Source organism: Streptomyces sp. cg40 (assembly GCF_050320165.1).
GTDB classification, from domain to species: Bacteria; Actinomycetota; Actinomycetes; order Streptomycetales; family Streptomycetaceae; genus Streptomyces; species Streptomyces hokutonensis.
This window is the reverse complement of record NZ_CP190128.1, coordinates 2,766,637-2,786,702: the sequence shown is the minus strand read 5'-3', so window position 1 is coordinate 2,786,702 and position 20,066 is coordinate 2,766,637. Positions and strand designations below refer to the sequence as shown.

Below are 20,066 nucleotides of genomic sequence, written 5' to 3'. Positions count from 1 at the left end.
CGCCCGACGCGATCACCGCCGACGCCGCTCAAGGCGGTCCAGCAGCTCGGGGCGACCTTGGGGATGGCGTTCCGGAGTGTGGTGGTGCTGATGGCGTGTATGCCGGGGCGCGGTACGTGAGAGGCGCGCCCCGGCGCCGGACGCGATGCGTACGCCTCGGGGGTGAGTCGCGTGACGGGGCGTCGGGCGGGATGCGTACGCGGCCGGCTCCGGCGCCGCGTGAGGGTCTGGGCCGGGACGCCGGGGACCGCGGCGATCCGGCCGAAGTGCGCCCGGCCGTCGAGGCGCGGGGCGTGGATCAGGCCGCGGTCCGGGGCGGGGCGTCCGGCGTGCTCCCGGTCATGTCCCCCGACGGCCGGTCAGAGGTCGAACTCGTGCGGCGGGAGGTCCAGGGTGAAGCAGGCCTCGCGGACCACGGCCTGCTCGGTCTTGTCGAAGTCGCCGTCCGCGCCGCCGATCACGATGCCGATCTGGATCACGGCACGCGCCTCGGCGGGCTTCTTCTTCGCCTTGGCGATCTCCTGCAACACGCTGACCTTGCCGAAGGCGAAGTCGGCCGTCAGCTTGTCCAGGTTGGCGTCGAAACGGCGCTGGAGGTCCATCGCGTCGAAGTTCTGCAGCACCTCGTTGCTCGCGATGAGCTGGGCTACGCGCTGCCGCTCCGAGGGGTCCACGGTCCCGTCGGCAGCGGCCACGAGCGCGCACATCGCCATGCTCGCGTCCCGGAACGCCCCGCTCTTCAGGTCGTTCTTCTTCGCCACGAGCTGGGTCTGCATCGTCGACGCGGACTCCTTGAAGCGGTCCCACAGGGCCATGCGCTCTCCATGTGTGTAGTCGGTCGTATACAGATCCGGGTCTGCGACACCGTGGAAACTCCCCGGACCGGAGAGAAGTTCCGGCCCCCTAGACTGGGGCGGTTCGTACGGAAGCAAGGGCGAGGACGGAGGCGACGACGGTGCAGACAGCCGGCCGCGGCTTCGAGGACCCGTCCGCCGACGTACTCGCGGGCGCTGCCGCCGCCTTCGGCCTCCTGGCCTCGCCCGCGCGGCTGCACATCGTGTGGGCACTGGCCCAGGGCGAGAGCGACGTGACCGGGCTCGCGGAGCGGGTCGGCGGCGCGCTGCCCGCCGTGAGCCAGCACCTCACCAAACTGAAGCTCGCAGGCCTGGTCCGCTCCCGCCGCGAGGGTCGCCGTCAGGTGTACTTCGTCGACGACCCGGACGTGGTCGACGTGGTCCGGCTCGCGGTCGCCCGCCTCACCGACCGCGCCGACCGCGATGTGCCCGCCCCCCGACTCCGTGGACTCTGACGCCGCCGCCCACCGGCACACCCCGCTCCAGGCGCTGCGGCACCTCGACACCGGCCCGCGCGGACTGACCGAACCGGAGGCCGCCGCCCGGCTCGCGGCGACCGGCGAGAACACCCTCCCTGAACGCCGTACGACACCCTGGTACCGCCTGTTCCTGCGCAGTCTGCGCGACCCCTTCACCGCCGTCCTGCTCTGCCTCGGCCTGGTCTCCGCGCTCGTCGCCTCCTGGGGCACCGCCGCCGTGATCCTCGCGCTCGTCGCGGTCAGCTGTGTGCTGCGCGCCGGCGGCGAGCACCGGGCCGACCGCTCCCTGCACGACCTGCGCGAGCTGGTCGGCTCGACCGCCTGTGTACTGCGCCGCGCGGACGCCGGCGCCCCGGTGCGGGCCCGGGAGATACCGGTCGCCGAACTGGTCCCGGGCGACGTGGTCCGGCTCGGCCCCGGCGACCTCGTCCCCGCGGATCTACGACTGCTGCGCGCGAGCGGGCTGACCGTGCACCAGGCCGCGCTGACCGGCGAGTCCGCGCCGGTCGCCAAGGACGCCGTGGAACTGCCGGGTGCGGCCGACGAGGGGCCGTTCGCCCAGCCGCACCTGTGCTTCCAGGGCAGCGGAGTCGTCTCGGGCAGTGCCACGGCGGTCGTCCTGGAGACGGGCGCGCGGACCCGGTTCGGCGCCGCGCACGGCGGGCCGGTGCGACGCGAACCGAGCGCCTTCGACCGTTCCGTGCACGGTGTCTCCTGGGTGCTGATCCGGTTCATGCTGCTGACGCCCCCGCTGGTCCTGATGGCCAACGCGGCGCTGCGCGGCCGGGGCCTGGAGACACTGCCCTTCGCCGTCGCGGTGGCGGTCGGGCTCACCCCCGAGATGCTCCCGGTGATCGTCACGACCTGCCTCGCGCGCGGGGCCGCGCTGCTGGCCCGTACGCACGGCGTCGTCGTCAGACGGCTCCCCGCCCTGCACGACCTGGGCGCCGTCGACGTCCTCTGCCTCGACAAGACCGGCACCCTCACCCAGGACCGCCCGGTCGTGGAACGCGCCCTCGGCCCCGACGGCCGCGACGACCCGGACGTCCTGAACCGGGCCGCCACCGCCGCCTGGTGGACCCTCCAACTCGCCGACGCACCCGTCCCGGACGCCCTCGACGAAGCGCTGCTGGCGGCGGCCGGACCGGTGGGGGAGGAGTACGACGGGGTCGCGGCCGTCCCCTTCGACCCGGTACGGCGGCTCGCCTCGGCGGTGGTGCGCGGTGAGGCCCTCGGGACCCACACCCTCATCGTCAAGGGCGCGGTCGAGGACGTCGTGGAGCGCTGTCTGCTGGAGCCCGGTGAACGGGACCGGCTGCTCGCCCTGGCCGCCCGTGAGGCCGGGTCCGGGCTGCGGCTGCTGGCGGTCGCCACCGCCGAACTCCCGGCCCGCACGCGCGCGTACACCCCCGCCGACGAACGGGGCCTGACCTTCCGGGGACTGGTCACCTTCCACGACGCCGTCGACCCGGCCGCGTCCGAGGCCCTGCGAGCCCTGGCCGAGCTGGGCATCGGCGTGCGGATCCTCACCGGCGACCATCCGGCCACGGCGGCCCGCGTGTGCCGGGAACTGGGCCTTGACCCCGGGCAGGTACGGGTCTCCGCCCGCTGCACCCCTCAGGACAAGGCCCGCGCGGTCGCCGCCCTCCGCGCGGCCGGACACACCGTCGGCTTCCTCGGCGACGGTCTCAACGACGTGCCCGCGCTGCGCGCCGCCGACGTCGGGATCGCACCGCGGGCCGCCGTCGACGTGGCCCGCGAGGCCGCCGACGTGGTGCTCGCCGGGAAGGACCTCACCGCGATCCGGCACGCGGTCACCGCCGGCCGGCACAGCAGCGCCAACATCGCCTCGTATCTTCGGGTCACGTTCTCCTCGAACCTCGGCAACGTCATCGCGATGCTCGCGGCCGGTCTGCTGCTGCCCTTCCTGCCGATGCTCCCGGCCCAGGTGCTCGCCCAGAACCTCTGCTTCGACGTGGCCCAACTGGCCTTCGCCCACGACCGGCCGGGCGCCGCCGCGCTGCGCCGGCCGACCGAGCTGCGGCCCCGGGCGTTCCTGCGGTTCATCACCGGGTTCGGGGCTCTCAACGCGGTCGCCGACCTCGCCACCTTCGCCGTGCTGGCGCTCGCGCTGCGCGGGCCCGACGCGGTGGACGACGAGGTGCTGTTCCACTCGGCCTGGTTCACCGAGAACCTGCTCACCCAGGCCCTGGTGATGCTGCTCCTGCGCACCGGACGGAGCCTCGCGGAGGGCGGCGGACCGGGGCCGGTCGGGCGGGCCGCGGCCGTACTGGCCGCCGTAGGACTCCTGCTGCCGCCGACTCCGCTGGGCGCGGCGCTCGGCATGACGGGGCTCGCGCTTCCCTACTACCTGCTGCTGGCGGCCGTGCTCGGTCTGTACGCCCTGGCCCTGAGGGGTCTGCGATCCACTCGTGGGTTGTACAGTTGCGCAACATAGCAACTGTTGTCAGGGACGAAAGGGCGAGGTCATGCTCCGCAACGGACTGGAACCATGGCACCTGCTGGTCGTGGCGATCATGGTCATCCTGCTGTTCGGCTCGAAGAAGCTCCCCGAGGCGGCGCGCGGGCTGGGCAAGTCGATGCGCATCCTCAAGAGCGAGGCGAAGGCGATGAAGGAGGAGAGCAACGTGGCGGAGTCGGTCCCCGTGGAGCCGACCGCCGTGCACACCTCGACCGAGTCCCCGGCGACCGCTCCCACTTCCGCTTCCACCGAGCCGCCGGCCGCCGCGCACTGACGGCGGGGCGGGCATGCGTCGAGCCCCGGCGGCTGTGCTTGCCGGGGCGTGACGCCGTCAAGGCCCTGACGGTCAGGCCTGGTGCTGGAGTTCCGACTTCGCCTCGCGCTTGCGGCGCCTGCGCTCGGACCGCGGTTCCTGGTCCGGCAGCCAGCCGAACGCGAGGCAGCTGCCTACGACTCCCAGCAGCAGCCCGATGAAGAAGCCGCCGAGGTTCGAGGTCAGCCAGGTGCCCAGCGTGCACAGGACCCCGACGATCGAGTAGAAGAGCCGCTGACTCGGGCTGAAGAGGATCAGCAGGCCGAGCAGCAGCATCAGCACGGGGAGCAGATAGCCGGTCATGCCCTGCATCCCGATGTGCATCGCGACCTTCAGCGACACCTTCTCCGTGAGCAGGATCTCCGCCCCGCCCAGGGCGAGCAGCAGCCCGCCCCAGAACGGACGACGAGCCCGCCAACTTCTGAAGGCGGGCCGCGTCCCCTGCCGTGACAGGTTGTCGGACATCAGCAACCCGAGTCGCTGAAGCTGAGCTTGAGGCCGGGCAGCTTGAACACACCAGCGGTGGTGGAGTAGTTGGTCTGCCGCAGGTTGTCGATGTGCACGGTGTCGGACTGCTGGCTGAAGACGCCCTTCTTGCCCTGCACGCCCGCCTTGGTGAGCGTGCTGGCGTCGTTGCCGATCTCCATGTTGGTGAAGGCGGCGTCACCCGACAGTTCCGTCGAGTCCGTGGTGAGGTCGCTCGCCGTCACCTTGGTCGAGCCGGTGCCCGCCTTGATGAGCAGGTTGATGCCGCCGAGGTCCACGCTCTGGCAGAGGCTGTCGAGCGTGGCGCTCTTGATGGCGGAGGTCATGACCAGCACCTGCCCGCCGGTGTCACCCGCGTTCGGGCTGTTCGGGATCATGTTGTCCAGGTCGCCGAACTGCTCGAAGCCGGTGCCGTCGAGCGACTTGGCGGTGACCGTGAACGGCATGCCCGAGATGGAGAACTGCACCCCCAGGGCGCCCTGGGCGGTGAGGATCCCGAGGGCGGCGGCCGCCAGGGTGGCCGGCACCGCCATCACCGCGGCGCGGCGCAGTCGGACCTGACCGCGTCTTTCGGGAACCTCGGCGGTCTCGGGTGCGGAACCGGTTTCCGGGTTCTCGGGGGTGTTGCCTGCGGACGAGTTGGCGTCCGAGGGTGAAGCCATGTCTGCTCCCATGTGCTGCTCTAGTCAACGCGGATCGGTATCCAATGTGGCGCGTTGTCCTGGCGCGGACAGCGAGTGCGGCGCAGCCGTCCTCACAACTCCCGGCGGGTGCAAGGGCTTTCAGGTTACGCAGCAGTAGCCGTCGAGGAAGTTACCGGGGGTTACATTCGAGGGTCAAGGGAGTTGTGGAAAAAGAGTGTTGATGATGTGCCACCTGTGAGGCAAGGCCTCTCCGTGATCTCGTGGAGCATCGGACCGCACACCGATCGGCACACCAACTTGGCTTGCACGTCTTGACGTTGACGGACACTCAGGTCTACAACTCTCCCTTGTTTGCCGGATCCGTGGCGCCGGATCCGGCACGTGGCAGGAGCCGCGTTTCCCGGACTTCCCTTTCCACAAGGGCACTTCACGCCCGCAGAGTCCGAACCCCCGCGGCCCGGCACGGCCGCTTCCCCCCCTGGCCCGTGCCGTCCGCCCCACCGCCCGGCCCGGCCGGAAGCCTTCAACCCCCGTGGGCCTCCGGCCGGTCACCGGCCGGCCGCCGTTGCCGGCCCGTCACGTACGGAGAAGGCGTCACGGGCCGGCGACGGCGAACTCGCGCGCCCCGAGCCACAGTTGCCAACCCTCGGAAAACCCCCAGTTCCCCCACCCCCCAAAGAACCCCCCAGAACCCCCCCGGTTCGGCCCCACTTCGGAAGAAGAGGTACACCCGCATGCGCACTCGCACCGTCCTCACCCTCGTCGGCTCCGTCGCCGCGCTCACCCTCCCCTTCACCGTCCCGGCGTCCGCGGACGACACCCCGGTGCTCACCACCGGCAGCCTCGCCGGTACGCCCGTCGCCGTCGGCGATGTGCTGACCGCGCCCCTGGCCTCCGGCACCAGCGCCACCCTGTACTCCAGTGCGACCGGCACCAGCGGCATCAAGTGCACCTCGTCGCAGTTCACCGCGACCGTCACCGACAACCCGACCGCGCCGGGCACCGCCACCGAGTCCGTCTCCGCGCAGACCTTCGACAGCAGCAGCTGCACCAGCAACGTCCTCGGCGTGCTCGGTGTCTCCAGCATCACGGTCGACAACCTGCCGTACACCACCGCGGCAGCCTCGGACGGCACCCTGACCGTCACCCCGGCCAGCGGCTCCACCATCCAGACCACGGTCAAGCTGACCACCCTGCTGGGCAGCATCACCTGCGTCTACCAGGCGCCCAGCCTGAGCGGCACGGCGAGCAACACCGACACCAGCATCAACTTCACCAACCAGGCCTTCACCAAGACCTCGGGCTCGTCCCTGTGCTTCAGCGCGGGCTACTTCACCGCGAAGTACGCCCCGGTGACGGACAACGGCGCGGCGGTCTACACCAACTAGGCATCAGCGAGTAGAGATCAGCAAGTAGGGCCTGTACGCGCCGAGTTCAGCGTCGGCGCAGTCGCAGGGCCAGGGCGGCGCCCCCGGTGAGCACCAGCACCGCGGCGGCGCCGCCCGCCAGCATGGGCGCCGAAGGGCCGCCCGACGAGGCGTCCGTGTCGGCCGCCACCGGGCTGCTGCCCGGCGCGGTGCTCTTCTCCGAGGGGGACGCCTTCTGCGCCGCGGCGGATTCCTCGGCCTTGGCCGAAGTGCCCGCGGCCGTGGGCGACTTGGCGGCCGAGGCGGACGGACTCGCCGCCTTGTCGTTCGTGCCGGCGGTCGCCGACGAGGAGGACGAGGCAGCGGCGGCGCCCCCCGGGAACACCACGTCCGAGCACGAGTAGTAGGTGTCCTCGGTGCTGCTGTTCTGCCAGATCGTGTAGATCAGCTGGCGCCCCGTCCGGCCCGTCGGCAGCGTCGCCTCGATGCGGTACGCGCCACCCGTCAGCGGCGGGTCCTTCACCTCGGCGAACGGCTGCGTCGGCAGCTCGGACCAGGTGAGCGGCTTCGACGGGTCGTAACCGGCCTTCGTCAGATACAACTTGAACGTGCCGGTGTGCGCGATCGTCGACGCGTATGTCATCGTCAGCTTCGCCCCCGGCGTCAGCCGCGTCGACGGAAAGTCGCTGCGGGCGAGGTCGAGCCCCTTGTAGTCGGACAGACCACCGCTGCACAGCTTCCCGTCGGGGATCAGCTGCCGGTCCCGTCCGTTGATGTTCGGGACCCGGATGTTGTCCCAGAACGTGAAGGGCTGTCCGTTCGCCGCCACGGCCGCCTTGCAGGCCGCCGTCCTGGCCGCGCTGCCGCCGTCCGGCGAGCAGGCGTACACCCGGCTGACCGGATACGTCGGCGCCCCGTGCGCCTGCGCCGGACCCGCCGCCCAGACGGTGAGCAGCAGCGGGGCCATGACGGCGCCCGCCATGGCGGTGCGATGTGCGGTCATCCGGGACATCCGGAACGTCTCCTCGGCCGGGGCGGGAACGGTCTGTCCGTGTCATACGGCCCTCGGACCCCACGCGTTCAGTCCGCCCCTACAGCCCTCCCGCCCACGGGCTCGGTCCGCCCCCACCGTCCTCGGCCCCACGCGTTCAGTCCGCCTCGCCGCCGTGAACCGGGGCAGATCGGTCAACCGGTCGATGTCGAGGGCGGTTTCCGGCCGGACCGAGGGTTTCCCCCGTATCCGTATGACCTTCTCTTTGCCTATCGTTTTGCCACAGCTGACCCACAGGCGACCCCTGTTGAGGCGGCTTCCGTGCCCGGCGCTCTCCGGTTCGACCCCCCGCCGCTTCGACGACGAAGCGAATCGACCGCCGCTCCGCGCTGCTCGGAGTCCGGCCACGAAAGGCAAGCCCTTGCGCACTCCCACGGCATTCCCCACCGGACGGGCCCTGATATCCGTCGCCGCGGTCTCCGCGGCCCTCCTCGCCACGGTCGCCACCTCGGCCGCCGTCGCCCAGGAACCCGCCGAGCGGGCCGCCGCACCGGCCCTGCCCGGCCAGACCGAGGCCGCCCCGGGCGCCCTCGCCCAGCGCCTCATCGTCGGCTACAAGTCCGGTGCCGCGGAGGCGAGTTCGAACCGGGCCGCCGAGGCCGACGCCACCGCCAAGGGCAAGGAGACCGGCGAGGACGTCGACTTCCAGCGCCGCCTCGGCACCGGCGCCGCCCTCGTCGGCCTCGGCGACGCGAAGAGCACCACTGAAGTCGCCGACGTCATCGCCGAGTTCAAGTCCGACCCGCAGGTCTCCTACGTCGTACCGGACCGGCTGAACACCCCGCAGGCCGACCCGAACGACACCGAGTACGGCAAGCAGTGGGACCTGTTCGAGGCCGCCGCAGGTATGAACGTCCCCGCCGCGTGGCCGACTTCGACCGGCAGCGGTGTCACCGTCGCCGTCATCGACACCGGCTACGTCGCCCACTCCGACCTCGCCGCGAACATCGTCGCCGGCTACGACTTCATCACCGACACCGCCGTCTCGGTCGACGGTGACGGCCGCGACAGCAACCCGGCCGACCCCGGCGACCACTACGCCGCGAACGAGTGCGGTTCGGGCATCGGGGCGAGCAACTCCTCCTGGCACGGCACCCATGTGGCCGGCACCATCGCTGCCGTCACCAACAACGGCAAGGGCATCGCGGGCATCGCCTACGGCGCGAAGATCTCCCCGCTGCGCGTCCTCGGCAAGTGCGGCGGCTACGACTCCGACATCATCGACGCCATCACCTGGGCCTCCGGCGGCACCGTCTCCGGCGTGCCCGCCAACGGCAACGTCGCCAAGGTCATCAACATGAGCCTGGGCGGCGACGGCGCCTGCACCTCCGCCACCCAGAGCGCGATCACCGCCGCCGTGAACCGCGGCACCACGGTCGTCGTGGCGGCGGGCAACGACAACGACAACGTCGCCAACCACTCGCCCGGCAACTGCGCGAACGTCATCTCGGTCGCCGCCACCAACCGCGCCGGCGCCAAGGCGTCCTACTCCAACTACGGTACGGGCGTCGACATTTCGGCCCCGGGCGGCCAGACCGGCACCGGCACCGCCAACGGCATCTACTCCACGCTGAACTCCGGCACCAAGACCCCGTCCACCGAGTCGTACGCCTACTACCAGGGCACCAGCATGGCCACCCCGCACATCGCGGGCCTGGTCGCGCTCATGAAGTCGGCGAACCCCGCGCTCACCCCGGCCCAGATCGAGTCGGCCATCAAGACCAACGCCCGTGCCCTGCCCGGCAGTTGCTCGGGCGGCTGCGGCGCCGGTCTCGCCGACGCGGCCAAGACCGTCCAGGCTGTGAGCGGCACCGGCGGTACGACGACGGGGACCACCTTCTCCAGCACCACCGCCGTCGCGATCCCCGACGCGGGCTCGGCCGTCGAGTCCCCGATCGCCGTCAACGGCCGTAGCGGCAACGCGCCTTCGGCCCTCCAGGTCGGCGTCGACATCACCCACACCTACCGCGGCGACCTCGTCCTGGACCTGGTCGCACCGGACGGCTCGACGTACCGTCTGAAGTCCGCGAGCACCTCGGACTCCGCCGACGACGTCAAGGCCACCTACACGGTGGACGCCTCCGGCGAGACCGCCGACGGCACCTGGAAGCTGCGGGTCCAGGACACCGCCGCCCAGGACGCCGGAACGCTCAACAGCTGGAAACTCACCTTCTGATCCCACAGGTCATCCACAGAAACCGACCGGCCGACCCGTTCGGAGAGGCGCGCCTCCACAGGCGCCTCCCGGGGGGCGGCCGGTCGTTCGTATGGCCGAGAACGGTCGCTGACACGTGCCACGGATACCGAAAGTGGTCAAGAGTCGGGGTGGGGGTGACAGAGAGACGCAAGTGATGGGAACGTGAGGGGACTTGGTGGTCTTCGGGGGCGAGGTCGAAGCCGTCGGACGGTGAGCTACTGTGTACAGGGGGTAAGAAAAAACGGCATGGGCCGTTGTTTTTTCCTTCACGGGAGTGTTTCAGTCGATGGCGAGGCAGCTACGGGCCGAACAGACCCGCACAACGATCATCACGGCCGCCGCCGAGCTGTTCGACCGGCAGGGCTATGAGTCCACCAGTCTCAGCGACATCGTCGACCACGCCCAAGTCACCAAGGGCGCCCTGTACTTCCACTTCGCGGCGAAGGAAGACCTCGCCCACACCATCCTGGAGATGCAGGCCAAGGCCTCGCGCCAGATGACCCGGGACATGGACAGCCGGGGCTACTCCTCACTGGAGACACTGATACGTGTCACTTTCGGCATGACCCGGCTGGCCGTCGAGGGCCCCATCCCGCGGGCCGGACTCCGGCTCGCCGCGGGGGAGATCGAGGTAAGGCCCCCGATGCCGCACCCCTTCACGGAGTGGCTCGACATCGCCGCCCGCAAACTCGCCGGCGCGGTCGCGGAGGCCGACGCGCACCCCGACATCGACGTTGACGCCGTCGCCCGCACCCTCATCGGTCTCTTCGTCGGCATCCGCGTCATCGGGCGCGCCCTGGAACCGGTTGCCCTCCAGCCCCGCAGAACCGCCGAGATGTGGCACCTGGTGATCCGCGGCGTGGTCCCCGTACCGCGCCGCGCCCGCTATCTCAGCCTCGCCGCGCGACTGGAGCGGGAGATCGGCGCCGGCTGACCCGCCCGGTACGGTGAGCCGCATGCCCGAAACCCCCGCCGCGCCCGTGATCCTCGGCAATGAGCCCGGCTCGTTCCCCCACAGCGTGCTGGCCGAACGGCACCCCGCGATCATCCGCCAGGTACGCGAAGCCTTCCCCTACGGCCCCGCACAGCACCGCGCCCTCGACGCCCTGCTGAAGAACTGCACCGAGGGCAGGGTCCAGCCCCTCTCCGCCGACGCGCCCGACCACGCGCAGTGGGCCGCCTGGGGCACCGACGAGTACGCCGGACAGTCCTGGTACGACGTCCCCTGGCTCTGGTCCGAGAGCTACTTCTACCGCCAACTCCTGGGCGCCGTCGGCTACTTCGGCCCCGGCGCCTGGCAGGGCATCGACCCGTTCCGCCCTTTCAAGCGCGCCGAACTCGACGCTCCCGAGACGGACGAGGAACTCGCCGCCCTCGACGCTCTGGAGGGCAAGTCGCCGGAAGAGCGCGGGCGGGCGCTGCTGCACGGCTCCCTCTGGGGCAACCGCGCGGACCTCGGCTTCCGCCTCTCCGCCGCCGGAGCGGAGTCCGCCGCGCGGGCCCCCGTCCCGGCCCTGGTCGCCGACGACAGCGACCGGTTGTGGTCGCTCCTCTCCGGCACCCTCTGCCTCGTCGCCGACAACGCGGGCCGCGAACTCATCCCCGACCTGCTGCTGATCGCCCACCTCCTCGACGAGGGGCGCGTCGAACGGGCCGTCCTGCACATCAAGCCCCACCCGTACTACGTCTCCGACGCCACCACCGCCGACGTGGTCGACGCCCTGCACCGGCTGACCGGGGCGCCCGGCGCGGCGGCGACATACGGCCACCTCCTCTGGTCGGCCATGGCGGACGGCCGCCTCACCGTGCGCGCCCACCCCTTCTCCTGCGCCCCGCTGCCGTACGCCGACATGCCCGCCGACCTCCGCGCGGAGTTCGCCGCGACCACGCTGACGATCGTGAAGGGCGACCTCAACTACCGCCGCCTGGTAGGGGATTGCCGCTGGTCCCCAACCACACCGTTCGCGGACGTCACCGCCTGCTTCCCGGGCCCGGTCGCCGCTCTGCGCACCCTCAAGTCCGATGTCATCACCGGCCTCGACGCCGGCACGGAGGCGGCGTTGGTCGCGGCGGAGGGGCAGCGCTGGCGAACGGGTGGCACCCATGCGCTGATCCAGGTGAAGGGGATGCCGCCAACGCCCGTTGTGTAGTTGGGTCGTTCACTGACCTTCTTGTCGCACGAGGGGAGTACGACCGAGATGCGTATCGGAGTGGCACCGCACCGCCTGTGGCCCGACCGGGACGACGAGGTGGACGCGGTCCTTCAAGTCGCCGTCCAGGCAGAGGAGTCGGGGCTCGACCACGTCTTCGCGAGCGGCCACGCGGTGGCCGGTCCGACGGGCGTGACCCCGGATCCGCTGGTCCTGCTGTCGGCCGTGGCCGGGGCGACACGGCGGATCGGGCTGGTCACCAGCGTGCTGGTGCTGCCGCTGTACAACCCGCTGATCCTGGCCCATCAGACCGCGACTCTCGACCGCCTCTCCGGCGGCCGTTTCACACTCGGCGTCGGCACCGGCTGGGACACCGAGGAGTACGCGGCCGTCGGCGTCCCGTTCGCGGGCCGGGGCCGCCGGACCGACGAACAGCTCGCCGTCGTACGGCAGTTGTGGCGCGGCGAGGGCCCCGCGCGGCTCGGAGTGCTGCCCCGCACCGAGGGCGGACCCGGGGTGTGGATCGGCGGGCAGAGCGACGCGGCACTGCGCCGGGCCCTGCGGTTCGGCGACGCGTGGCACGGCTCCGGGGTCGACGCGGAAGGACTCACGGAAGTACGGGCACGGCTCGACGCGCTCGGCGCCGAGGTGGGCCGCGATCCCGGTGAACTGGCCCTGACGGCAGGCCTGTTCCTCGTGCCGCCCGGGTTCACGGCCGCGGTGAAGGTGCCCGGTCGTCCGCTGGGCGGAGCCGACGCGAGCGCCGAGAGCGTCCGCGACGAGCTGGGGCAGCTGGCCGACGCCGGGTTGGTCTCCGCGTCCCTTTGGCTACCAGTTGCCACGGAGGCGCTGCCGGACGCACTCGCGTGGGTCGGCGGGGAACTCGTTTCGCATTTTTCCAAAGCGTGAAGGTTTGTCCGACCTGCATGTGGTGATCATGTCAAAACGCTGATAGTTCTTGCTCGCATGACGACTTCGCGTCAATTACAAGTGGGAACAGGAAGGTTGGGGGCGGGCGCGGTCGCGCTGGCACTCGTGCTCGTCGCCTGCGGGGGTGGTGGGGACTCCGGCTCGGCAGGCGACGGGAAACAGAAGATCCGGGTGGCCGCGTTGCCGCTGACCGACGCGGCGGCGCTCTACATCGCGCGGGACCGCGGACTGTTCGTGAAGGAGGGGCTGGACGTCACCATCCAGCCCGTCCAGCAGAGCATCCAGGCCCTGCCCGCCCTGTCCAAGGGCCAGGTCGACGTGATCGCCAGCGCGAACTACGTCACCTTCCTCCAGGCCGACGAGAAGGGCACCCTCGACCTCCGTATCCTCGCCGAGGGAGTCCGCACGGCACCGCACATGATGGACGTCCTGGTCCCGAAGGACTCGCCCATCAAGACCGCCGCCGACCTCAAGGGCAGGACGGTCGCCGTCAACATCCTCAACAACATCCAGTCGCTCACCCTCGACGCGATCCTGGACCAGCAGGGCGCCGGACACCCTGTGTACCGCCAGATCGCCTTCCCGCAGATGGGCCCCGCCCTGCAGAAGGGCCAGGTCGACGCCGTCCACGCGGTCGAGCCCTTCGACAGCGCGATCCAGGGCGAGTTGAAGGCACGGGTGCTGCTCGACGGCGGGTCCGCGCCCGTCCAGTCCCTGCCGATCAGCGGCTACGTCACCACCCGCGCCTTCGCCGGGAAGCACGCCTCGGCCGCGGCGGCGTTCCGGCGCGCGATCGAGGCCGCCTCGAAGCTCGCGGCCGAGGACCCTTCGCTCGTACGCGCCGAACTCCCCAAGTACACCAAGGTGACCGCGGACCAGGCCAAGACCATCAACCTGCCCGCCTACCCGGCCACCGCCGATGCCGCCCAACTGCGTAGGCTCACCGAACTCATGCGGAAACAGGGGCTGTTGAAGAAACAGATCGACCCGGTCACGCTCCTCGTCAAGTGAACCGCCGCCAGGAACTCACCCTGGGCGCCCTCGGCGTCCTCCTGGCCCTCGGCGCCTGCGAGGCGGTCGGCAGAGCGGGCCTCGTACGACGCAGCTATCTGCCGCCCGCGTCCGAAGTCCTGGCCCGCGCGGTCGAGTTGGCGGGTGACCGCACCTTCCTGGACGACGTGTCGGTCACCCTCCGGGCCTGGGCACTCGGCCTGGGCATCGCCTGCGCCATCGCGATTCCCCTGGGCCTGCTGCTGGGCAGCGTGCCGGTGGTCGACGACGCGGTACGCGCGGTGATCGAATTCCTCCGTCCGCTCCCGTCCGTCGCCCTGATCCCCCTCGTCTCGCTCCTCCTCGGCTCCGGCACGGAGACCGAGGTCACGCTGATCGCCTACGCCTCGGTCTGGCCCATCCTCTTCAACACCGTCTACGGCCTGGGCGAGACCGATCCGCTCGCCAAGGACACCCTGCGCACCTTCGGCTTCGGTCGCCTGTCGATCCTCCTGCGCGTCGAACTCCCCGCCACGGCCCCCTTCATCGCCGCCGGCCTCCGCATCTCGGCCGCCACCGCCCTTGTCCTCGCCACCGCCACCGAACTCCTCTCCGGCTTCGGCCAGGGCCTCGGCATCTTCATCGCCCAGGCCCAACTGGCCACGGACGGCACACGGGACGTCTTGGCGGGGGTGGTGTGGGCGGGTGCGCTGGGCCTGGTCGTCAACGGGGTGCTGGTGTGGGGGGAGCGGAGGGCGTTTCCCTGGAGGGCGGGGGTTCGGGGAGCGGCGGGGGCGACGCGCGGGAAGTCGCGCGCGGCGGGCGCGGGCACTCCGGGCGACCGCGGGGCGCGGAGGGGGTTCGGCCGGGTCGGCGCACGGCGGGACGATCGCGTCGCCGCGCGGCGAGTTGATTCCGGCGGGACGGGCCCGACCGGGTCCGCTGCGGGGCCCCAGGACGGGCCGGACAGCACCGGACCGGACGAACCCGGTACCGCGCCGCCGGGCGGTGCCGCTGGGCGCCTGCCGGAGCGTGGCGGCGAGGCGGCCGATGAAGGGTTGTCGAACGGGTATGCGGCGGAGCCTCGGGGTGGGCCGGCGGACTTCGGGCCGGTTGAACCCGGGGCGGCTTGGCCGGGCGGTGCTGCTGGGCGTCCGGCGGGGCGTGGTGGCGAGGTGGCCGATGGCGGGTTGTCGAACGGGTATGCGGCGGAGCCTCGGGGTGGGCCGGCGGACTTCGGGCCGGTTGAACCCGGGGCGGCTTGGCCGGGCGGTGCTGCTGGGCGTCCGGCGGGGCGTGGTGGCGAGGTGGCCGATGGCGGGTTGTCGAACGGGTATGCGGCGGAGCCTCGGGGTGGGCCGGCGGACTTCGGGCCGGTTGAACCCGGGGCGGCTTGGCCGGGCGGTGCTGCTGGGTGTCCGCCGGAGCGCGGTGGCGAGGCGGTTGACGGGGTGGTGTCGAACGGGGGTACGGCGGGGCCCCGGGGTGCGTCGGCCGACTTCGGACCGGCCGAACCCGGTGCGGCTCTGCCGGGCGGTGCCGCTGGGCGTCCGCCGGAGCGCGGTGGCGAGGCGGTCGACGGAGAGGTGTCGTCGTGAGCGAGGTGCCGACCTCCGTGTCGCGCCGCCCGGCCGGACATGGTGTCGCGAGCCGAACGGCCCACCTGGTCGGCGGCACCGCCCGCCGTGCCCTCCCGCGCCTGCTGGTCCTCCTACTCGCCCTGGCCGCCTGGCAGTTGGCCACCCGGGCGCACGGCAGTGTCTACTTCCCGACGCCCGCGCGTATCGCACGCCATGCCTACGACCTGTGGTTCTCGGGGCCGGTCGGACACGCGTTCCTCACCCCGGACGCCGTCGACACCATCCTGCCCAGCCTCGGGCGGATGTCCGCGGGGTTCGTGCTCGCCGCCGGCGCCGGGATCGGCCTCGGCATGCTGGTCGGGCGCTCGCCCCGGGCCTACGCCCTGTGCGACCCGGTGCTCCAGTTCGCGCGCGCCGTGCCACCGCCCACGCTCGTGCCGGTGTTCGTCGTCGTGTTCGACTTCGGTACGCCGATGCAGCTCGCGTCGATCGTGTTCAGCGCCGTCTGGCCGGTGCTGATCAACACCGCGGAGGGCGCCCGCGACACCGACCCGCTCCGGCTCGACGTCGCCGCCGTACTGCGCCTGACCGCGGTCGAACGCCTGTGGTTCCTGCTGCTGCCCTCCGCGCTGCCCCGCATCTTCGCGGGCCTGCGGCTCAGCCTCTCGCTCTGCCTCATCCTCATGGTCTTCTCCGAACTGCTGCCGGGCACCGCGAACGGCATCGGCTTCGCGCTCACCGACGCCCAGTCGCGCTCCGACCTGCTGACCGTATGGGCGGTCCTGGTCCTGCTCGGCGCCCTGGGATACCTGCTCAACACCGGCCTGCTGGCGGTCGAGAAGCGGCTCACCGGCAGGCGGACCCGGACCCGGACCCACGAAGTAAGCCGCAAGGGAAGGACCACATGAAGGGCACCGTCCTGGACGCCGTCGTCCAGTTCCTCCGCGACACCGGGATGACCACGGTCTTCGGCAACCCGGGCTCCACCGAACTGCGCATGTTCCGCGACTGGCCCGACGACTTCACCTACGTCCTCGGCCTCCAGGAGTCCACCGCCGTCGCCATGGCCGCGGGCCACGCGCTCGGCACTCGCCGCGCCGCGTTCGTCAGCCTGCACTCGGCCGGCGGCGTCGGCCACGCGCTCGGCGCCGTCTTCAACGCCCACCGCGACCGCGTCCCGCTGGTGATCCTGGCGGGCCAGCAGGCACGCTCCCTGCTCCAGCTGCGCCCCTTCCTCGGGGCCGACCGGCCGGTCGAATTCCCGCGCCCCTACGTCAAGTTCGCCCACCAGCCGGAACGCGCCGCCGACGTGCCCGCCGTACTCGCCGAGGCCCACCGCGTCGCGATGACACCCCCGCGCGGACCGGTGTTCGTCTCCGTCCCCGAGGACGACTGGGACCAGCCCGCCCTCCCCGTCGTACCGCGCACCGTGCACACCGGCTTCACCGCCGCCCCGCACGCCCTGACCGCGCTCGCGGCCCGGCTGGACGCCTGCGCCCGCCCCGCCCTGGTGGTCGGCCCCGGCGTCGACGACGAGGAGGCCCTCCCCGAGGCCCGCGCCCTCGCCGAACGCACCCGTGCCGACGTCTGGATCAGCCCCCTCTCCGGCCGCTCGGGCTTCCCCGAGTCCCACCCCCTCTTCCAGGGCTTCCTGCCACCGGTCGCCGGCCAACTGGCCGCGCGGCTACGGCCGTACGACGTCGTCGTGGCCCTCGGCGCGCCCGTGTTCACCTACCACTTCGACGACGGCGGACCCCTCCTGCACCCCGGCACCGAACTCCACCACCTGGACTGCGACCCCGCACAGGCGGCCTGGCTGCCCACGGGCACGAGCATCGTCACCACCCTCAAGCCAGCCCTCGCCCAACTCACCTCGCTGCTACGGCAGTCGGACCGCGAGCCGCCCCCGCCCCGCCCGGCACCCGTGCCACCCGAACCCGGCACCGGCCTCACCGCCGAATTGATCCTCGATCACCTCCGCACCCGGCTGCCCCACGACCGAGTCCTCGTCGAAGAGGCCCCCAGCCACCGGGACGCCCTCCACGCGCGCGTGCCCGTCGACAACCCGGGCGGCTTCCTCACCACGGGCAGCGGAGCCCTCGGCTGGGGCCTGCCGCTCGCGGTCGGCCGCGCGCTCGCCGACCGGCGCCGCCTGGTCTGCGTGCTCGGCGACGGCTCCGCGCTCTACTCGGTGCAGGCCCTGTGGACGGCGGCCCGGCACCGGGCGCCGGTCACCTACCTCGTCCTCGACAACGGCGGCTACGCGGCCGTCCGCGCCCTGGGCCGCCGGCTCGGCATCGCCCCGGTGCCCGGCACGGACATCGGCGGCGTCGACTTCGTGGCGCTGGCCGAGTCCTTCGGCTGCCCTGCCACCTACGTCGACGACCCCGCCGTGCTCCCCGAAGTCCTGGACCGCACCCTCCACTTGCCCGACGAGAGCGGCCCGCACCTGCTGCACCTCCGGGTCGCCGCGGGCGAGGGCGCGCTCTACACCGAACCCTGGGCCAGGTGACCGACCCCGATGCTCCGCCTCGACTCCCTGAGCCAGCACTACGGCGACCAGCCCGTCCTGCACGACATCAGCCTCACCGTGCCGGACGGCCAACTCCTGTCCGTGGTGGGCCCGTCGGGCTGCGGCAAGTCCACCCTGCTGCGCACCGTCGCCGGGCTGCTGCCCGCGCGCGAGGGCACGATCACGCTCGACGGCACACCGGTCACCGGCGTACCCGACCGCCTGGCCGTCGTCTTCCAGGACTACGGCCGCTCGCTGCTGCCCTGGCTCACCGTCCGCGACAACGTCGCCCTGCCCCTGCGCCGCCAGGGTCTGCGCCGGGCCGAGCGGCGCGCCGAGGCGGAACGCATCCTGGACCGCGTCGGCCTGACCGGCGCCGCCCGCCGCCACCCCTGGCAGCTCTCCGGCGGCATGCAGCAGCGCGTGGCCATCGCCCGCGCGCTGGTGTGTCGTCCCTCCCTGCTGCTGATGGACGAACCCTTCGGCTCCCTCGACGCCCAGACCCGCGAGGACCTGGAGGACCTCCTCCTGGAGGTGCACCGCACGGACCGCACGACGATCGTCTTCGTCACCCACGACATCGACGAAAGCGTTTACGTCGGCGATCGTGTCGTCGTCCTCACGCCGGGCCCGGGTGCGAAGGTGGCGCTGGATCTGCCGGTCGAACTCCCTTGTCCCCGCGACCAGATCGGCACACGGGGACTGCCGGAGTTCGTGGCGCTGCGCACGCGGGTGGGCAGGGCGGTGCGCACGCCTAGCCCAGCCGCACGTCCTGCCACACCATCCGGTGGTCCGATGTGACGACCGTTCTGCCGTCGCCCACCAGGCGGTACAGCGGGTCGTCGGAGGTCGGCCAGAACACGCCGTTGCGGCCCGGGACCAGGCCCTTGGACGGCAGGACATGGTCCACGCGCAGATTGCCCGGGGACGTGTCGCTGAAGTCGCCCGTGTCGTAGGCGGGGTTGCCGATCTGGCCGACGTTGGCGCCGCCCTGGAGCTTCGCTGCCTCGACCCCGCCCGCGCTGGCGGGCGGCTTCGCGGGCAGGTTGATCGCCGGGTGGTCGAGGAACTGCCGTACGGCGTGGTCGTAGCTGTCGCCGTCGTACGGATCCGCGTTCTGGTCGCCCGCGATCACGAACCGCGCGCCGGGCCGCAGTCCGCCCCGGACGCCCTTGTCGTCGTAGAGATAGGCACTGCGCGCGTGGCCGCCGATGTAGTCGGCCCACAGCCGGATCTCGTCGTGGTTGCGGCGGCCGTTGCGGTCCTCCGGGCCGTCGAAGGTGGGCGGCGTCGGGTGCGAGACCAGGAAGTGCACGGTCTCGTGGCCGAGCTGGACCGGCACGTCCCAGTGGCTCTTGGAGGAGAGCCGGAAGACCGCGCGGGCCGCGTCGCTGTAGTAGCCCGGCGGGATCACGTTGCCCGGCATGTCCTTCCACAGGAAGTGCTGGAAGGTGCGCACCGCGCGGGTGTCGATCGGGAACTTGGACAGGACGACCATGCCGTACTGCCCCGGGAAGAAGCCGTAGCCGAACGCGTCCTGCCCGTACGCGTCCGAACCCGGCGTCGTCACCACGCCGTTCTTGCCATCGAGGTCCACACCCGAGGGGACGCCCGTGTTCACCGGGCCGGTGAAGTGGTACGGGAAGTGGATCGGGCGGGCGCCGTTGTGCCCCCGGGACAGGTAGTTGTCGAGGAACAGCCGGACCGCCGCGCCGCCCTCGACGTAGTCGAACTCGTTGATCAGCAGGATGTCCGGGTTCACCCGCTGGATCGTCTCGGCGACATTGCGGGCCTGGGCGTTGTCGGGTGTCGACAGGTCGGTGACCAGCGCGCCCTGCGTGGCCCGGTTCAGCGAGGCGTTGAACGTGGCGAACCGCACGGTCCGCCCGGACCCGTACCGCCCGGCCGCCGACGCCGGGAACGCGGCGGTGCCGGTCATCGCGGCCCCGGCCAGGGAGGCGAGCGCGGTGCGGCGGGAGAAGGCTCTGGAGGAGTGGTTCATCGGGACTCCGGTGAGGGAGGGGACACGTG

The 20,066-nt window shown here is 71.9% G+C and carries 18 protein-coding genes; 13 read left to right on the top strand and 5 right to left on the bottom strand.

Translation table 11 applies throughout. The features are described from left to right. Window positions 1–359: 359 nt before the first annotated feature. Window positions 360–815, bottom strand: coding sequence for a tellurite resistance TerB family protein (locus ACQHII_RS12280; RefSeq protein WP_019071429.1), 456 nt, complete (start codon window positions 813–815; stop codon window positions 360–362). 140 nt (window positions 816–955) lie between these two features. Here ACQHII_RS12280 and ACQHII_RS12275 point away from each other — a divergent pair, with 140 nt between their 5' ends. From ACQHII_RS12275 to tatA, 3 genes are read left to right on the top strand one after another with little or no spacing between them, the layout of a single operon-like run. Next, window positions 956–1,309, top strand: a complete 354-nt coding sequence (locus tag ACQHII_RS12275) for an ArsR/SmtB family transcription factor (RefSeq protein ID WP_019071430.1) — start codon at window positions 956–958, stop codon at window positions 1,307–1,309. Next, window positions 1,278–3,791: a magnesium-translocating P-type ATPase gene (mgtA, locus tag ACQHII_RS12270; RefSeq protein ID WP_427919344.1), complete on the top strand. Its 2,514-nt coding sequence runs from the start codon at window positions 1,278–1,280 to the stop codon at window positions 3,789–3,791. The genes ACQHII_RS12275 and mgtA overlap by 32 nt, the downstream gene beginning before the upstream one ends. 31 nt (window positions 3,792–3,822) lie before the next feature. Continuing rightward, window positions 3,823–4,089 carry a Sec-independent protein translocase subunit TatA gene (gene tatA / locus ACQHII_RS12265; RefSeq protein WP_427919343.1) on the top strand — a complete coding sequence of 89 codons (267 nt, stop codon included), beginning with the start codon at window positions 3,823–3,825 and terminating at the stop codon, window positions 4,087–4,089. 72 nt (window positions 4,090–4,161) lie between these two features. Here tatA and ACQHII_RS12260 read toward each other — a convergent pair whose 3' ends face one another. Further along, complete coding sequence (locus tag ACQHII_RS12260; RefSeq protein WP_427919342.1) at window positions 4,162–4,593, bottom strand: DUF6114 domain-containing protein; 432 nt, start codon at window positions 4,591–4,593, stop codon at window positions 4,162–4,164. After that, on the bottom strand, window positions 4,593–5,276 hold the full coding sequence (locus ACQHII_RS12255) for a DUF6230 family protein (RefSeq protein ID WP_427919341.1): 684 nt from the start codon (window positions 5,274–5,276) through the stop codon (window positions 4,593–4,595). The genes ACQHII_RS12260 and ACQHII_RS12255 overlap by 1 nt, the downstream gene beginning before the upstream one ends. A 716-nt stretch (window positions 5,277–5,992) precedes the next feature. Here ACQHII_RS12255 and ACQHII_RS12250 point away from each other — a divergent pair. Beyond that, window positions 5,993–6,646: a Tat pathway signal sequence domain protein gene (locus ACQHII_RS12250; RefSeq protein ID WP_427919340.1), complete on the top strand. Its 654-nt coding sequence runs from the start codon at window positions 5,993–5,995 to the stop codon at window positions 6,644–6,646. A 46-nt stretch (window positions 6,647–6,692) separates the two neighbouring features. Here ACQHII_RS12250 and ACQHII_RS12245 read toward each other — a convergent pair whose 3' ends face one another. Then, window positions 6,693–7,637, bottom strand: a complete 945-nt coding sequence (locus ACQHII_RS12245) for a lytic polysaccharide monooxygenase auxiliary activity family 9 protein (protein ID WP_427919339.1) — start codon at window positions 7,635–7,637, stop codon at window positions 6,693–6,695. Between the two features lie 400 nt (window positions 7,638–8,037). Here ACQHII_RS12245 and ACQHII_RS12240 point away from each other — a divergent pair, with 400 nt between their 5' ends. From ACQHII_RS12240 to ACQHII_RS12200, 9 genes are all read left to right on the top strand, one after another. Beyond that, window positions 8,038–9,852, top strand: coding sequence for a S8 family peptidase (locus ACQHII_RS12240; protein WP_427919338.1), 1,815 nt, complete (start codon window positions 8,038–8,040; stop codon window positions 9,850–9,852). 307 nt (window positions 9,853–10,159) lie between these two features. Then, the gene (locus ACQHII_RS12235) at window positions 10,160–10,807 is read left to right on the top strand and encodes a ScbR family autoregulator-binding transcription factor (protein ID WP_019071438.1); all 648 of its coding nucleotides are present in this window, start codon (window positions 10,160–10,162) and stop codon (window positions 10,805–10,807) included. A gap of 22 nt (window positions 10,808–10,829) precedes the next feature. Then, window positions 10,830–12,023, top strand: a complete 1,194-nt coding sequence (locus ACQHII_RS12230) for a damage-control phosphatase ARMT1 family protein (RefSeq protein WP_427919337.1) — start codon at window positions 10,830–10,832, stop codon at window positions 12,021–12,023. 48 nt (window positions 12,024–12,071) lie between these two features. Further along, window positions 12,072–12,932, top strand: a complete 861-nt coding sequence (locus ACQHII_RS12225; protein WP_427919336.1) for an LLM class flavin-dependent oxidoreductase — start codon at window positions 12,072–12,074, stop codon at window positions 12,930–12,932. A gap of 81 nt (window positions 12,933–13,013) precedes the next feature. Further along, window positions 13,014–13,964 carry an ABC transporter substrate-binding protein gene (locus tag ACQHII_RS12220; RefSeq protein ID WP_427919335.1) on the top strand — a complete coding sequence of 317 codons (951 nt, stop codon included), beginning with the start codon at window positions 13,014–13,016 and terminating at the stop codon, window positions 13,962–13,964. Further along, entirely contained in the window at window positions 13,961–15,541 is a 1,581-nt protein-coding gene (locus tag ACQHII_RS12215; protein ID WP_427919334.1) for an ABC transporter permease subunit, read from the top strand. Before ACQHII_RS12220 ends, ACQHII_RS12215 begins: the two co-directional genes overlap by 4 nt. Beyond that, window positions 15,538–16,431: an ABC transporter permease gene (locus ACQHII_RS12210; RefSeq protein WP_427919333.1), complete on the top strand. Its 894-nt coding sequence runs from the start codon at window positions 15,538–15,540 to the stop codon at window positions 16,429–16,431. The genes ACQHII_RS12215 and ACQHII_RS12210 overlap by 4 nt, the downstream gene beginning before the upstream one ends. Continuing rightward, window positions 16,428–18,035 (top strand): benzoylformate decarboxylase, encoded by a 1,608-nt coding sequence (mdlC, locus tag ACQHII_RS12205; protein WP_427919332.1) that lies wholly within the window; start codon window positions 16,428–16,430, stop codon window positions 18,033–18,035. Before ACQHII_RS12210 ends, mdlC begins: the two co-directional genes overlap by 4 nt. Window positions 18,036–18,044: 9 nt before the next feature. Next, a complete protein-coding gene (locus tag ACQHII_RS12200; protein ID WP_427919331.1) occupies window positions 18,045–18,836 on the top strand; it encodes an ABC transporter ATP-binding protein in 792 nt (263 codons plus the stop codon). Here ACQHII_RS12200 and ACQHII_RS12195 read toward each other — a convergent pair. Then, a complete protein-coding gene (locus ACQHII_RS12195; protein ID WP_427919330.1) occupies window positions 18,790–20,037 on the bottom strand; it encodes an endonuclease/exonuclease/phosphatase family protein in 1,248 nt (415 codons plus the stop codon). The genes ACQHII_RS12200 and ACQHII_RS12195 overlap by 47 nt on opposite strands. Window positions 20,038–20,066: the final 29 nt, after the last annotated feature.